Origin of the sequence: Pseudoalteromonas sp. THAF3 (genome assembly GCF_009363775.1) — a bacterium.
Lineage (GTDB): Bacteria > Pseudomonadota > Gammaproteobacteria > Enterobacterales > Alteromonadaceae > Pseudoalteromonas > Pseudoalteromonas ruthenica.
In genome coordinates this window covers 891,208-906,225 of sequence record NZ_CP045418.1, presented here as the reverse complement: position 1 = coordinate 906,225, position 15,018 = coordinate 891,208, and the positions used below count along the sequence as shown (strand labels likewise).

Below are 15,018 nucleotides of genomic sequence, written 5' to 3'. Positions count from 1 at the left end.
CCTTGGCGGCAAATACCAAACTATATATCCTTCTTGTCAGGCTAAAGCCTGACCTACAAGAAAAGCAAAGCCGATCTACAGGCCGTCATTCGCCGTGTATCACCCACAAAAAAGCGCCCCTTGTTAGGGGCGCTTTCGAATTTAGTTAATTAGCCCTCGCTGTGTAGCAAGAATAACACCAATTACTCGTCGCGATAGGTCTCTACCGCTGGGCAAGAGCACAGTAAGTTACGGTCGCCGTATACGTCATCAATACGGGTCACCGTTGGCCAGAACTTGTCTTTTGCCACACTCGGTACTGGGAAGGCCGCTTCGAAGCGGTCATATGCACGGTTCCAGTCGCTGCTTAGTACATCGGCTTGGGTATGCGGTGCATTCACCAGTGGGTTATCTTCGATAGACCATTCACCCGAAGCGATCTTCTCGATTTCGCCTTTAATTGCCACCATCGCTTCAATAAAGCGATCAATCTCAACTTTTGATTCCGACTCTGTCGGCTCAACCATTAAGGTGCCGGCAACCGGGAACGACATAGTTGGTGAGTGGAAACCATAGTCCTGTAGGCGTTTGGCGACGTCCATTTCACTGATGCCCGTGGCGTCTTTTAAAGGACGCAGGTCAATAATACACTCGTGTGCAACACGGTCATTACGGCCACGGTATAAAATTGGGAAGTGCTCGCTAAGTGTCTGCGCAAGGTAGTTAGCATTAACAATGGCGGTTTCGGTCGCTTGGCGTAAGCCTTCGCTGCCCATCATAGCAATGTATGCCCATGAGATAGGTAAAATCGCCGCTGAGCCATAAGGCGCCGCTGATACCGCGCCATTATCAACACTCGTGCCAGGCACGTTGATCACGCTGTGATTCGGCATAAATGGCGCAAGGTGCGATTTAACACCGATTGGACCCACACCTGGGCCACCGCCGCCGTGTGGAATACAGAAGGTTTTATGCAGGTTTAGGTGCGATACATCAGAGCCGATTGAGCCCGGGCTTGTGACCCCTACCTGTGCATTCATGTTGGCGCCGTCCATATAGACTTGGCCGCCGTGCTGGTGCACGATATCACAAATATCACGAATGGTTTCTTCGTATACACCGTGCGTCGATGGGTAAGTGATCATGATGCAAGATAGATTTTCCGATACCTCGGCCGCTTTGGCCTTCAGGTCATCCATATCGACGTTACCTTGCTTATCGCAATCAACAACAACAATTTTCATGCTCGCCATTTGCGCTGAAGCAGGGTTAGTACCGTGGGCAGAGCTTGGGATCAAGCATACGTTACGGTGACCTTCGCCGCGTGACTCGTGGTATTTACGAATGGCGATAAGGCCTGCATACTCACCCTGAGCACCGGAGTTCGGCTGCATTGATACGGCATCGTAGCCAGTAATATCAACCAACCAGTCGTGCAGCTCACCAATCATGATCTGATAGCCTTCGGCTTGATCCAGCGGGCAGAATGGGTGCAAGTTTGCAAACTCCGGCCACGTAATCGGGATCATCTCGGCGGTTGCGTTTAGCTTCATGGTGCATGAACCTAATGAGATCATTGAGTGGTTAAGCGCTAAGTCTTTATTCTCTAGGCGCTTAATGTAGCGCAGCATTTCTGTTTCACTGTGGTACGAGTTGAAGTTCGGGTGCGTTAGCACTTCGTCATCACGTACTAGGCTAGCTGGGATAGACTGCGAACCATTGGCGCTGATTTGTGCGTCAAGGGCAGCCACATCAAGGCCATGACCTTCACCCAGAATGATATCGAATAGTTCAACAATGTCTTCACGAGTGGTGGTCTCAGACACCGATACCGAGTACTCGCCCGCGTGGTTGGTGGCAAAGTTCACTTCAGCAGCCACTGCACGAGCAACCACCTCTTCTTTGTTCTGTGCCACAACCGTGATGGTGTCGAACCAAGTGTCGTGCTTAAGCGTGACGCCTTTCTCCTTAAGGCCAGCAGCTAGAATGTCAGCAAAGCGGTGGATACGCTCGGCGATGGTTTTAAGGCCTTCTGGACCGTGGTAAACCGCGTAGAACGCTGCCATATTCGCCAGTAACACCTGTGCAGTACAAATGTTTGAGTTGGCTTTTTCACGGCGGATATGCTGCTCACGAGTTTGCATCGCCATGCGCAGTGCATCATTACCAAGGCGGTCTTTTGATACACCGATGATACGACCTGGCAATGAACGCTTGTATTTGTCACGTGTGGTAAAAAACGCGGCGTGAGGGCCACCATAACCCATTGGCACACCAAAGCGCTGCGCTGAACCAAGTACTACGTCGGCACCTAGTTTACCCGGCGCTTTAAGTAGCATCAGGGCCATGATGTCTGCTGCAACACAGGCCAGTGCTTTTTTGTCTTGTACCGCCGCGATAAGATCAGTTAAGTCAACCACTTCACCACTGGTTGTTGGATACTGGAATAAGGCACCAAAGATGTCGTGGTTGGCCGCTTCCTGAGCAGGGCCAATGATAATGTCAAAACCAAATTGCTCGGCACGAGTTTTAACCACATCGATGGTTTGTACGTGCACATCGTCGGCGATAAAGAAGCTGTTCGCTTTTTTCGCTTTGGCAACACGCTTAGCAAGCGCCATGGCCTCAGCTGCCGCCGTTGCTTCATCAAGCAAAGAAGCGCTCGCTAAATCTAGGCCAGTCAAATCCATCGACATAGTTTGGAAGTTTAATAGTGATTCCAAACGCCCTTGCGCAATCTCTGGCTGATAAGGTGTATAGGCTGTGTACCATCCTGGGTTTTCCAGAACGTTACGCAGGATCACATGAGGTACATGGGTGGGGTGATAGCCCTGACCAATGTAAGATTTAAATACTTTGTTTTTGCTCGCTACTGACTTTAAGTAGCTCAGCGTTTCAACCTCAGTGCGGCTTTCACCAATTTGCAGGCCGTTCTCAAGACGAATGCTGGCAGGAACGGTTTGTTCCATCAGCTGTTCAACACTCGATACTCCAAGAGCGCTTAGCATGTCGCTCATTTGCGCCGGGCTTGGGCCAATATGACGACGAATAAAATCTTGCTTTTGCTCTAACTGCTCAAGAGATTTGGCATTTGACATGTGTCCAGATTCCTATGATCCAAGAAATTAACGCGGCCTAGTGAGGGGTTATGGCCTACATGCAGGCACGTCACTAAACCTGTAAAGGTGCCGATATGGCGGCACAACTTAAAAAGCCCCGAAACGGGGCTTTTTGGGGCCGGGGCCCTACCGACGCTTATTCGTCGTCGATGCTATTTTGATACGCTTCGGCATCAAGCAGGTTGCTCAGCTCTGATTCGTCAGAGGCTTTAATGCGGAACAACCAGCCGTCACCGTAAGAGTCATTGTTGACCGTTTCTGGTGCGTCTTCTAACTCTTCGTTAATGGCAACAATTTCACCACCAATTGGCGCGTAAATGTCTGAAGCTGCTTTAACAGACTCTGCAACGGCACAGTCTTCGCCAGCGTCAACTTCATCGCCCACTTCAGGCAGCTCTACGAATACCATATCACCCAAAAGCTCTTGCGCGTGCTCGGTGATACCTACAGTGAAAGTGCCGTCGCCTTCAGGACGAACCCATTCGTGTGACGGGGCGTACTTTAACTCGCTTGGAATGTTGCTCATTATCTGTTCCTTTGGTGTTAAGTTTAAATTCTTATACTACGGCTTTACCTTGACGCACAAAGCAAGGTTTAACCACTTTAACATTGACTAATTTTTTACGCATTTCTACCTGCGCGGTCTCGCCGATGTCACGCGGTACGCGAGCAAGGGCAATACTGTGACCAAGCGTTGGTGAGAACGAACCCGAGGTGATCACCCCTTCGCCGGCATCGCTCACTACTTTTAAGCCACCACGTAACACGCCTTTTTCTTCCAGCACTAAGCCAACCAGCTTATGAGTGCTCTTTTCGGCGCGCTGCTGTTCAACGACCTCACGGCCTACGAATTGACGCTCAGCCGGTTCCCAAGCGATGGTCCAAGCCATGTTCGCAGCCAATGGCGAAACGCTCTCATCCATATCTTGACCGTATAGGTTCATACCAGCTTCTAGGCGCAAGGTATCACGAGCACCCAAGCCTGCTGGGGCAACACCGGCATCAAGCAGTTGCTGCCATAGCTCGGCTGCTTGCTCGTTAGGTACGACAATTTCGTAACCATCTTCGCCAGTATAGCCTGTTGTAGCGATAAATAAATCACCCGCTTGAACACCAAAAAACGGCTTCATATCAGCAACGGCTTGCTGCTGCTCGGCGCTTAAGATAGTGGCTGTTTTGGCTTTAGCATTCGGGCCCTGTACGGCAATCATGGCGTATTCTGGACGCTCGGTCACGGTCACACTGAAGCCGTCCGCTACTTTAGCCATGTGCGCCAAATCTTTGTCGCGAGTTGCTGAATTAACAACAAGGCGATATTCATTCTCGCTGAAGTAGTAAATGATTAGGTCATCCACTACACCGCCCTGCTCGTTAAGCATCCCGGTGTACAAAGCTTTACCAGCCACTGTCAGTTTAGCAACATCATTGGCAACCAGCTTTTGCAAAAATGCCTTGGCGTCATCGCCTTGCACGTCAACAATGGTCATATGTGATACGTCGAACATACCGGCATCAGTGCGCACCGCTTTGTGTTCTTCGATTTGCGAACCGTAGTTAATCGGCATATCCCAGCCGTGGAAATCGACCATTTTAGCACCGGCTTCAAGGTGCTTGGCGTGTAGAGGTGTTTTAGAAGACATAATATTCCTTCACGTTTTACAAACCCAGTATGGTGGGCGTGGCCTCGTTGTTCGAGGGGGAATAACATGGGCCGCGATTATACATAAGTTATGCGCCGCTGGCACCCAAATTAACATTTACTTTTCACACATTAAAACAGTAATGCGTACACTATGTTGTACTCGCACTAAGCTGCGTCAGCCTTGGGGTTAAAGTGTGCATCAACAAGTTGCTGCTTGAGTGTATCAAGCGCTGAACTGCGCGCAAATACGCGGTAAAACTGCTGCTCGGCGGCACTGGCAACAACAAAATAATCATCCCGTTGCACACCGTAATGTTGCTCAACACGGCCAAGGGCCATGCCGCTAAACAAACTAAACTGGTGTTGCAGAAAGTCGCAGGCTGCCGGGCCCTGAAAATGGAGGCTTTGTAACTCTGGGCGCGGTAATACGTCAACATCAAAACGCTCGCTGGCGCTATTGAGTATGGGCATCAATTTATCTGCTTCTGTAGTCACTAGACGCAATGCGCTGTCGCTAAAGAAAAAGGCATCAAAGCTCACTGTATCAAGCTGGTAACGAACTGCCATGCCTGGCTGCTTGGCCCAGTTAAGGGTACAGTCACGTAAACTTTTTAAGAATAACAGCACTTCACTGCCGCCTAAATCGATGACTTGTTCGTGAGCACTGACAAAGGTATTGCTCGAGGCACTGTTAACGCCTTGATGGCGAGCAAAGAATACCGACTGAATAGCCATAGCTGTTTCTACTTTCTAGCACTAAACTGAGGGCAGTATAGAGCTGGGCTAAATTAACAACAAATTGTAATTTTTTATCGATTGATAAATAATTATAATGTATAAAACCTTTTAAATTGGCTTTATTAATATGAAAAATATCCCTACCGACAGTTTGCGCACGCTAGTGACCGTAGTTGAAGTCGGCGGTTTCGCCAAAGCGGGTGAGCTGCTCGGGCTTTCGCAACCCGCCGTGAGTTTGCAAATAAAGCGCTTAGAGGAGCTGCTCGGGCGTAAGCTATTCAAAAAGCAAGGCCAACGGCAGATTCTTAACCATCAAGGCGAGCAACTGTTGCCGCTGGCAAAACAAATGCTCAAAGATAATGACGCCATTTTACAGTTGTTTAGTAACGAAACCATCACCGGTAAGGTGCGTTTGGGGATCCCCAGTGAATTTGCCGCCAGTATTTTACCGGCTATCATCGGTGACTTTGTGTCGTTGTACCCCGATGTTTCACTGGAAGTAAAATCTGAGCTCAGCAAGCAGTTGATGCATGTGAGTAATCGTGACGAATTTGATTTAGTGCTCACCCTAGTGGAACAACTGGACAACCCGCACTACCCAAGCTTTTTACAAGATGATTTGGTGTGGGTCGGCAATACCCCCGCTAAGCTTACCGAGCCGGTCACCTTGGTTGTGGCGCCACAGGGATGTATTTATCGCCGCCGCGCGATTGAAGCGCTGGAGCAAGCCGGTGTATCTTGGCGTATTGTTTACACCAATGCCGATTTAACCGGCCTCACAGCAGCCATAAAAGAGCAGCTTGGGGTTACCGTACTCGCTCGTAAAACCGTGCCCGAAGAGCTGCCCTACACCGCTAACTCCGATGTATTGCCGGCTCTGGGCCAGGTTGGGATCAGCCTTATCAAACGTGGTCAGGAATCTTTGCAAGCCATTGATAAGCTCGCCGAGTTTATCACTTTACGATTGAGCTAACGGCGTTGCCCTAGGGCTTGCTCAGCAAAAGCTTGCTTTAATGGCGCTATCTCGTTAACCGCGCTTAAGCCCAGGCCGCGCACTATTTTTTTCACTGGATTATCACCTGCGAACAGCCCTTTGAGTGCGCCCATGGTGGCAATGTGCTTTTGCGCATCGAGCTTACGCTCACGCTCATAGGTACGCAATGCCCGCGCTGTGGCGGTCATCGAATCAGTCAGTGCGTCATTAATTAGCGCACTCAGTCGTGCCGCATCTTGCAGGCCTAGGTTCATGCCGAGTCCTGCCAAAGGGTGAATGGTATGGGCGGCATCGCCAACCAACACAACACGTTCTTTCACCCATTGCCGGGCATAGCGCATAGTCAGCGGGAACACCGCTCGCGCTGATTGCACGGTGCATAATCCGCATTGACCATCAAACGCAGCAAACAAGGCTTTATTGAACTCTTGCTCACTCATGTTTTGGTAAGTGGCGGCCTGCTGTGGTGAGCAGGACCAAACAATAGAATGGTACTGGGGATCAGCCAGTGGTAAAAAGGCAAGCGGGCCGTCGCTTAAAAATACCTGTCGCGCACAGTTATCATGGGGCTGTGCCGTTTTTACTGTGGCTACCAGGGCATGATGACCATAATCTTTAAAGGTAATAGGCAGATTGAAGCGCTGGCGCACTCCCGAATTGGCCCCGTCGGCGGCAATTAACAGCTCACTCATCACCGGCGTGCCATCGGTTAAGGTAATAAGCACATTATTATCACCTTGATGGATGTCTTTGTAGGCGGTGTTAAAAAGCAGGGTAACGTTATCTTGGCGCTCTAGCTTTTCCACCAATGCCCGGTGGATCACATCATTTTCGATAATATGACCCAGATGGCTCACATCGTACTCCTCGCTGGCAAAGTGAATATGCGCAAAGCTATCTTTATCGCGCACGTCCATTTGCGTGTAAGGGGTCATGCGTTGTGCGGCTATACCCTGCCACACACCCAGCTCTCGAAATAGCGCTTCACTGGCGTGGTTAATGGCACTCACGCGCAACCCAAACTCCTCACTCAGCGGCTCACTACTACCTTTGGCGTCGATAACGGCCACAGAGATACCTTTTAAGCTGAGTGCCAGCGCCGTGCTTAGGCCTACACAACCACCGCCTATAATGGCTACTTTTGCTTGGTGCATATTAATTAAATCCCATCAATTGTTTTGCCAGAGGTTGGCGCAGCGAACTACATAATTGCATCGCACTGAGGCCAACACTACGCCCTAAAGCAAGGGTACGCGAGCCATTGGAAAACAGCCGCACTAACGAGTCGGTAAGCTGCATCACTCGGCGAACATCGTTTAGACGAGCACGGCTGTAACCTTGAGTAAAATGATAATTCCCCAAGCTATGTGCATCAGCATAGCGAATACGCTGCGCTAATTCTTTGATATCACGCAGGCCAAGGTTGAAACCCTGCCCAGCGATAGGGTGAATGGCGTGGGCAGCATTTCCTATTACCACGGTGCGATGGCTGCTCAGGCTTTGTGCTTGGCCAAAGCTTAACGGGTACACGCTACGCTCTCCCACTTGGGTAAAGAGCCCAGCTCGGTAGCCAAACTCCTGTTGCAAGGCAGCGGTAAACTCCGCCGCACTTAGTTGTTGCATGGTGTGTAGCTTGTGTGGATTATCGCACCATACTAATGAATAGCGGTTTTGTGACATAGGCAACAGCGCTATAGGGCCGTGCTCAGTAAAGCGTTCAAAAGCGTGGTGGTGGTGCCCACCTTGGACTTGGACGTTCGCGATCAGCGCGTGCTGCTCATACTGTGTGGTAGGAAAATCTATATGCACTAATGAGCGCGTTGGCGACTGCGCACCGTCCGCTATCACCACTAATTTAGCCCCTAACTGCGTGCCACAATCGAGAGTAACGCAGTTGTAGTCAGCATGCAGTGTTATATCACTCACGCGCGACGGGCAATGCCAAGCTAACTGGCTGTGCTCTTTTGCGGCATGCGTAAGTCGCTGACCCCAAGGGCGAACCTCAACAACATAGCCCAATGCATCGAGCTGATAGTCGTGATGATGGATTTGCGTTTTACCAAAGTGACCACGATCTGAGACCTGCACATGCTTGATCGCGCTGGCATAGTCCACAGCGATGTCAAACAGCTGATGTTGCTGCAAATACGCCACGGAATCCGCTGCCAAAGCGATACAGCGATCATCAAAGCTGGGGTGGTAGCTTTGTAACTCGTGGGCTTCAATAACAGCAATACTCAGCTTGGGGCATTGCTGCATAAGAATATTAGCCAGTGTGCTTCCAACAAGCCCACCGCCAACAATAACAACATCAGTGTGCTGCACCCTTTAACTCTCCTGCATTAATGCTTCTATAGCGGCAATGTCTTTTGGTACGCTGGCACTGAGGTTTTCGTGCCCTTTTTCTGTCACCAGAACATCGTCTTCGATACGGATACCAATACCGCGATATTGCTCCGCCACCGGCGCATCCTCGGCAATGTAGAGACCTGGCTCTATGGTCAGCACCATGCCAGGGGCAAACTCACGATCTTGCTCACCTTTTTTATATTCACCCACATCGTGCACGTCGAGCCCTAACCAGTGGCCGAGACCATGCATGTAAAACGCGCGAAACGCTTGGCTTTCCACAAGCTCATCGACATTGCCTTCAAGTAAACCTAGTTTCACCAGCCCTTCGGTCAACATGCGGTTCACCACTTTAGCTGCTTGCGCGAGGGTGTTTCCGGGTTTAACGATCTCCAAAGCGGCAAGCTGAGCATCCAGTACCACTTGATAGAGGGCTTTTTGCGCAGCATTAAAGCGACCATTAACCGGGAAGGTTCGGGTGATATCGGCTGCATAACCGTCGAGCTCGCATCCCGAGTCTATCAATATCAAGTCGCCATCTTTTAAGGTCGACTCATTTTCGGTGTAATGCAAAATAGTGGCATTGTCACCACTGCCGACAATAGTGCCGTAAGCGGGGTGACGAGCTCCATTCATAGCATAATGGTGGTGCAACTCCGCCTCTAATTGGTACTCGGTGGCACCAGGTTTTGCAAAACGCATAGCGCGCTCATGAGCCTCGGCACTAATTTTTGCAGCGCGGCGCATAATGGCTATTTCCGCGTCTGATTTAAACAGGCGCATTTCATGTACTAGAGTGCGAATATCACGGATCACTTCAGGGGCGCGATAGCCTTTTTTGGGGGCGCCACGTAAGGTGTTTAAAAGCGCGAGCACTTGGTTATCTACGTCACTGTAAACACCTTGACCGTAGTACAAGGTACTTTTTTGATTAACGGCATCAAGTAGGCCCTGCTCCAGCTCCGCTAAGGTATAAGCCTCATCCACTGGCAGCTGCTGTTTGGCGGCATCAGCGCCTAAGCGTCGGCCATGCCAAATTTCAGCGCTTTTATCTTTGGCGCGACAATAAAGTATCGATTTCTGCTGCTCGCCATTGACCAGCACCAACATGGCATCTGGTTCGTTGAACCCTGTTAAATAGAAAAAGTCGCTGTCTTGGCGAAACGGAAATTCAGTGTCGCGGCTGCGCGTGATTTCTTTGGCCGCCGGGATCACGGCTACCGAATTAGTTTTCATTTGCGCCAATAACCGCTGCTGACGCATTAGGTATTCGTTTTTGCTAATAGTCATTAGTGTAAAGTCTTTGATGTTTGTGCAGTGTTTTCGTGCTTGCCCAGTTCGGAGAAGCACAACATAGCCGATACGCGCACGTACTCAAGCACTTCGTGTAATGCTTGTTTATCTTCTTCTGTTTCATCAAAGTGGGTATCGAGGCGGCTGATTTCAGTAAAATCCTGGATCACTTCTTTGACATCGCCGGAGATCTTGCCGTAGTCCTGCTGTTTTAAGCCAAAACCAAGTAAAAAGCCATTGACCCAGGCAACCAAGGCATTCGCTTGGTCAATTAGGCTGTCTTCTTCATCGGGCAATAGCATCTCAAACTGTAACTGTTCATTTGTGAAACTCTCTACCACCTGGGTATAGAGTTCACTAAGCCAGTGTTTAAGGTTTTTCTCAAAACTGATACCGTCGTTCAGCACATCACACAACAGCCCTTGGTAGTCTTTCTCTTCAATATCGACACCACAGGCTAACAACCCAGTGATAATGCCATGGACTTCAGCCGGCATTACAAAAATATCATTACTCTCGAGAAGTTGCTGTGCTTGTTGGTAGGTACGTTGGTCGCTCATGATAGGCTCGCGTATGACGAAATATTTTAAATTACAGTTATTAATGCTACCACTGCTGCGAGGCCGACTCCACAGTATTGTATGACAGCGATCAAATATCCAGCACTTGATGAGGCTCTCGCTTACTTTAACAGCAAATGACGTGATAATTTGTAACTGAGGCTGTATCCCTAGGCCTGTGTCTTATATACTGAAAGAGTTCCCTAGCTTGTTGGCCAGCGAATGATGTCCCTGAGCCGATAAACTTTGATTAGGAACACATCTTGTGGGCTACTGTGCAAGCTCGGCATGTACCGAGAAGCCTACGGTCTACAGGTGTCTTCCGCCTTGAACCTTAGGGTTCAAGGGCTGATATTCGCAGCCGCAACGCCGGGGAACACTCCTCCTTTATTACTTCCTTATATTTAGAATTCCTATTTTAAGCCTTAGAGAGGCTGTGTTGTAGATCAGGGTTTATCCTGATTAAGGTTTTGCAAGGCTGAAGCCTTGCCTACAGATGCGATGACCGGTGATGCTGTGTTGTAGGTCAGGATTTATCCTGACAAAGGTGTTACAAGGCTAAAAGCCTTGCCTACAGGTAACAGGTTCCAACGGGTGTTTCGCTGTGTTGTAGGTCGGGATTTATCCTGACTAGAGTGCTACACGGCTAAAGCCTTGCCTACAGGTGTAATGACCGATGATGCTGTGTTGTAGGTCAGGATTTATCCTGACTGGGGTGATGCAAGGCTAAAGCCTTGCCTACGGGTGCAGTGACCGGTGTTTCGCTGTGTCGTGGGTCGGGGTTTACCCTGACTAGGGTGCTGCAAGGCTGAAGCCTGGCCTACACGCATAAAAAAACCCGCTGCATTGCTGCAACGGGTTTCTCTTAATAAGGCCCTGACGATGTTCTACTTTCACATGGGCGAACCCACACTATCATCGACGCTGTTTCGTTTCACTTCTGAGTTCGGCATGGAGTCAGGTGGTTCCAAAACGCTATGTTCGTCAGGAAAATCTTTAAAATTCTTTTTGCTCTAAAAAACCCGCTGCACTTCTGCAACGGGTCTCTCTAATTAGGAGCCTGGTGATGACCTACTTTCACATGGGCGAACCCACACTATCATCGGCGCAGTTCCGTTTCACTTCTGAGTTCGGCATGGGGTCAGGTGGGTCCAGAACGCTATTATCACCAAGCATAAACTTGGGCTAACACGGCGTGTTAGTCATTTGGAAAGCCGTACAAGTAAATCTACTTTAGTCTCTTAACTTCTGTGCTTAAACAGTCACATACAAACCACTTTGGCGTTGTATGGTTAAGCCTCACGGGTAATTAGTACAGGTTAGCTTAACGCCTTGCAGCGCTTCCACATCCTGCCTATCAACGTTGTCGTCTTCAACGGCCCTTTAGTGGAGTCGAACTCCAAGTGAGAACTCATCTCGAGGCTCGCTTCCCGCTTAGATGCTTTCAGCGGTTATCGATTCCGAACGTAGCTACCGGGCAATGCCTTTGGCAAAACAACCCGAACACCAGCGGTTCGTCCACTCCGGTCCTCTCGTACTAGGAGCAGCCCCTCTCAATTCTCAAACGCCCACGGCAGATAGGGACCGAACTGTCTCACGACGTTCTAAACCCAGCTCGCGTACCACTTTAAATGGCGAACAGCCATACCCTTGGGACCGACTTCAGCCCCAGGATGTGATGAGCCGACATCGAGGTGCCAAACACCGCCGTCGATATGAACTCTTGGGCGGTATCAGCCTGTTATCCCCGGAGTACCTTTTATCCGTTGAGCGATGGCCCTTCCATTCAGAACCACCGGATCACTATGACCTACTTTCGTACCTGCTCGACGTGTCTGTCTCGCAGTTAAGCTGGCTTCTACCATTACACTAACCGTACGATGTCCGACCGTACTTAGCCAACCTTCGTGCTCCTCCGTTACTCTTTGGGAGGAGACCGCCCCAGTCAAACTACCCACCAGGCACTGTCCGCAACCCCGATTCAGGGGCCAACGTTAGAACATCAAACATACAAGGGTGGTATTTCAAGGATGGCTCCATGATTACTGGCGTAACCACTTCAAAGCCTCCCACCTATCCTACACATGTAGGCTCAATGTTCAGTGCCAAGCTGTAGTAAAGGTTCACGGGGTCTTTCCGTCTAGCCGCGGGTACACAGCATCTTCACTGCGATTTCAATTTCACTGAGTCTCGGGTGGAGACAGCGTGGCCATGGTTACACCATTCGTGCAGGTCGGAACTTACCCGACAAGGAATTTCGCTACCTTAGGACCGTTATAGTTACGGCCGCCGTTTACCGGGGCTTCGATCAAGAGCTTCGACAAAGTCTAACCCCATCAATTAACCTTCCGGCACCGGGCAGGTGTCACACCGTATACGTCATCTCACGATTTAGCACAGTGCTGTGTTTTTAATAAACAGTCCCAGCCACCTGGTCACTGCGACCCACTTCAGCTCCAGACGCAGGTCCTTCACCTAATGTGGGCGTACCTTCTCCCGAAGTTACGGTACTATTTTGCCTAGTTCCTTCACCCGAGTTCTCTCAAGCGCCTTAGTATTCTCTACCTGACCACCTGTGTCGGTTTAGGGTACGATTCGATATAGACTGAAGCTTAGAGGCTTTTCCTGGAAGTATGGCACCAACAGCTTCCACTCCGTAGAGTGTCGTCTCGACTCTCAGCCTTAAAGAATCCCGGATTTACCTAAGATTCAAGCCTACTGCCTTTCACACGGACAACCAACGCCGTGCCTGCCTAGCCTTCTCCGTCCCCCCATCGCATCTATACCAAGTACGGGAATATTAACCCGTTTCCCATCGACTACGCCTTTCGGCCTCGCCTTAGGGGTCGACTCACCCTACCCTGATTAACATGGGATAGGAACCCTTGGTCTTCCGGCGTGCGGGTTTTTCACCCGCATTATCGTTACTCATGTCAGCATTCGCACTTGTGATATGTCCAGCATGCCTCCCGGCACACCTTCAGCCACTTACACAACGCTCCCCTACCCCGCAACATAAAGTTGCAGCCGCAGCTTCGGTGGTATGTTTAGCCCCGTTACATCTTCCGCGCAGGCCGACTCGACTAGTGAGCTATTACGCTTTCTTTAAAGGGTGGCTGCTTCTAAGCCAACCTCCTAGCTGTTTTAGCCTTCCCACATCGTTTCCCACTTAACATACACTTTGGGACCTTAGCTGGCGGTCTGGGTTGTTTCCCTCTCCACGATGGACGTTAGCACCCACCGTGTGTCTCCCGGATAGTACTCATTGGTATTCGGAGTTTGCATGGGGTTGGTAAGTCGGGATGACCCCCTAGCCCAAACAGTGCTCTACCCCCAATGGTATTCGTCCGAGGCTCTACCTAAATAGATTTCGGGGAGAACCAGCTATCTCCCGGTTTGATTAGCCTTTCACTCCAAGCCACAGGTCATCCCCTAACTTTTCAACGTTAGTGGGTTCGGTCCTCCAATTGATGTTACTCAATCTTCAACCTGCCCATGGCTAGATCACCGGGTTTCGGGTCTATACCTTGCAACTCAACGCGCAGTTAACGCTCGCTTTCACTACGGCTACCCTATTCGGTTAACCTCGCTACAAAATATAAGTCGCTGACCCATTATACAAAAGGTACGCAGTCACCCTCGAAGGGCTCCTACTGCTTGTACGTACACGGTTTCAGGTTCTATTTCACTCCCCTCACAGGGGTTCTTTTCGCCTTTCCCTCACGGTACTGGTTCACTATCGGTCAGTTGGGAGTATTTAGCCTTGGAGGATGGTCCCCCCATATTCAGTCAAAGTTTCACGTGCTCCGACCTACTCGATTTCACTTATTAGACGTTGTCGTGTACGGGACTATCACCCTGTATCGTGGCACTTTCCAGAGCCTTCCACTAACATCAAATAAGCTTAAGGGCTGCTCCGATTTCGCTCGCCGCTACTTTCGGAATCTCGGTTGATTTCTTTTCCTACGGGTACTTAGATGTTTCAGTTCTCCGCGTTCGCCTCTTACACCTATGTATTCAGTGCAAGATACCTGCAAGCAGGTGGGTTTCCCCATTCGGAAATCCTGGCCTCAAGCGCTTTTTACTAGCTTGACCAGGCTTATCGCAAGTTAATACGTCCTTCATCGCCTCCAACTGCCAAGGCATCCACCGTGTACGCTTAGTCACTTAACCATACAACCCAAAGTAGTTTGAGCTGTTTGGTGCGACTGTTTAACTTCGCCAGAAGTTATAGAATACTAAAGTAGACGCACAATTAATCTGTCGATTAACTGGCATTTTCTTTACTTATTGAGAACTCTAAATCACTTACGTGATTCAAAGTTTTTATCAGCTTTCCAAATT

The 15,018-nt window shown here is 49.8% G+C and carries 9 protein-coding genes, 3 rRNA genes and 1 other RNA gene; 2 read left to right on the top strand and 11 right to left on the bottom strand.

Annotation, left to right across the window (positions count from 1 at the left end; all coding sequences use genetic code 11):
- Positions 1-182: 182 nt before the first annotated feature.
- From gcvP to FIU82_RS04090, 4 genes are all read right to left on the bottom strand, one after another.
- Positions 183-3,077, bottom strand: a complete 2,895-nt coding sequence (gene gcvP, locus FIU82_RS04105; protein WP_138508720.1) for an aminomethyl-transferring glycine dehydrogenase — start codon at positions 3,075-3,077, stop codon at positions 183-185.
- 157 nt (positions 3,078-3,234) lie between these two features.
- A complete protein-coding gene (gcvH, locus tag FIU82_RS04100) occupies positions 3,235-3,624 on the bottom strand; it encodes a glycine cleavage system protein GcvH (protein ID WP_022946239.1) in 390 nt (129 codons plus the stop codon).
- Positions 3,625-3,655: 31 nt separating this feature from the next.
- A complete protein-coding gene (gene gcvT / locus FIU82_RS04095; RefSeq protein WP_022946240.1) occupies positions 3,656-4,738 on the bottom strand; it encodes a glycine cleavage system aminomethyltransferase GcvT in 1,083 nt (360 codons plus the stop codon).
- A gap of 167 nt (positions 4,739-4,905) precedes the next feature.
- A complete protein-coding gene (locus FIU82_RS04090) occupies positions 4,906-5,475 on the bottom strand; it encodes a hypothetical protein (protein WP_022946241.1) in 570 nt (189 codons plus the stop codon).
- Between the two features lie 130 nt (positions 5,476-5,605).
- Between FIU82_RS04090 and FIU82_RS04085 the strand changes: the two genes are divergently transcribed.
- On the top strand, positions 5,606-6,451 hold the full coding sequence (locus FIU82_RS04085; RefSeq protein WP_045980655.1) for a LysR substrate-binding domain-containing protein: 846 nt from the start codon (positions 5,606-5,608) through the stop codon (positions 6,449-6,451).
- On the opposite strand, the gene FIU82_RS04080 is transcribed toward FIU82_RS04085, so the two are convergent.
- The 4 genes from FIU82_RS04080 to FIU82_RS04065 are packed head-to-tail and all read right to left on the bottom strand — an operon-like array spanning position 6,448 to position 10,674.
- Positions 6,448-7,626, bottom strand: coding sequence for an FAD-dependent oxidoreductase (locus FIU82_RS04080; protein WP_152440406.1), 1,179 nt, complete (start codon positions 7,624-7,626; stop codon positions 6,448-6,450). The two genes, FIU82_RS04085 and FIU82_RS04080, sit on opposite strands and share 4 nt — an antisense overlap.
- Before the next feature lies 1 nt (position 7,627).
- Positions 7,628-8,797, bottom strand: a complete 1,170-nt coding sequence (gene ubiH / locus FIU82_RS04075; protein WP_152440405.1) for a 2-octaprenyl-6-methoxyphenyl hydroxylase — start codon at positions 8,795-8,797, stop codon at positions 7,628-7,630.
- A gap of 3 nt (positions 8,798-8,800) precedes the next feature.
- On the bottom strand, positions 8,801-10,111 hold the full coding sequence (gene pepP / locus FIU82_RS04070; RefSeq protein ID WP_152440404.1) for a Xaa-Pro aminopeptidase: 1,311 nt from the start codon (positions 10,109-10,111) through the stop codon (positions 8,801-8,803).
- Positions 10,111-10,674, bottom strand: a complete 564-nt coding sequence (locus tag FIU82_RS04065; protein WP_022946246.1) for a UPF0149 family protein — start codon at positions 10,672-10,674, stop codon at positions 10,111-10,113. The genes pepP and FIU82_RS04065 overlap by 1 nt, the downstream gene beginning before the upstream one ends.
- Positions 10,675-10,871: 197 nt before the next feature.
- On the opposite strand from FIU82_RS04065, the gene ssrS reads away from it, so the two are divergent.
- Positions 10,872-11,054, top strand: a non-coding RNA gene (gene ssrS, locus FIU82_RS04060) — 6S RNA.
- Between the two features lie 494 nt (positions 11,055-11,548).
- Here ssrS and rrf (FIU82_RS04055) read toward each other — a convergent pair.
- From rrf (FIU82_RS04055) to FIU82_RS04045, 3 genes are all read right to left on the bottom strand, one after another.
- Positions 11,549-11,663, bottom strand: a 5S ribosomal RNA gene (gene rrf, locus FIU82_RS04055).
- Between the two features lie 69 nt (positions 11,664-11,732).
- A 5S ribosomal RNA gene (gene rrf, locus FIU82_RS04050) occupies positions 11,733-11,847 on the bottom strand.
- A 115-nt stretch (positions 11,848-11,962) separates the two neighbouring features.
- Positions 11,963-14,847 (bottom strand): 23S ribosomal RNA (locus tag FIU82_RS04045).
- Positions 14,848-15,018: the final 171 nt, after the last annotated feature.

Bases quoted from the DNA above. Each gene is read 5' to 3' on its own strand.
- gcvP (WP_138508720.1), bottom strand. From the start codon at position 3,077: ATGTCAAATGCCAAATCTCTTGAGCAGTTAGAGCAAAAGCAAGATTTT.
- gcvH (WP_022946239.1), bottom strand. From the start codon at position 3,624: ATGAGCAACATTCCAAGCGAGTTAAAGTACGCCCCGTCACACGAATGG.
- gcvT (WP_022946240.1), bottom strand. From the start codon at position 4,738: ATGTCTTCTAAAACACCTCTACACGCCAAGCACCTTGAAGCCGGTGCT.
- FIU82_RS04090 (WP_022946241.1), bottom strand. From the start codon at position 5,475: ATGGCTATTCAGTCGGTATTCTTTGCTCGCCATCAAGGCGTTAACAGT.
- FIU82_RS04085 (WP_045980655.1), top strand. From the start codon at position 5,606: ATGAAAAATATCCCTACCGACAGTTTGCGCACGCTAGTGACCGTAGTT.
- FIU82_RS04080 (WP_152440406.1), bottom strand. From the start codon at position 7,626: ATGCACCAAGCAAAAGTAGCCATTATAGGCGGTGGTTGTGTAGGCCTA.
- pepP (WP_152440404.1), bottom strand. From the start codon at position 10,111: ATGACTATTAGCAAAAACGAATACCTAATGCGTCAGCAGCGGTTATTG.
- FIU82_RS04065 (WP_022946246.1), bottom strand. From the start codon at position 10,674: ATGAGCGACCAACGTACCTACCAACAAGCACAGCAACTTCTCGAGAGT.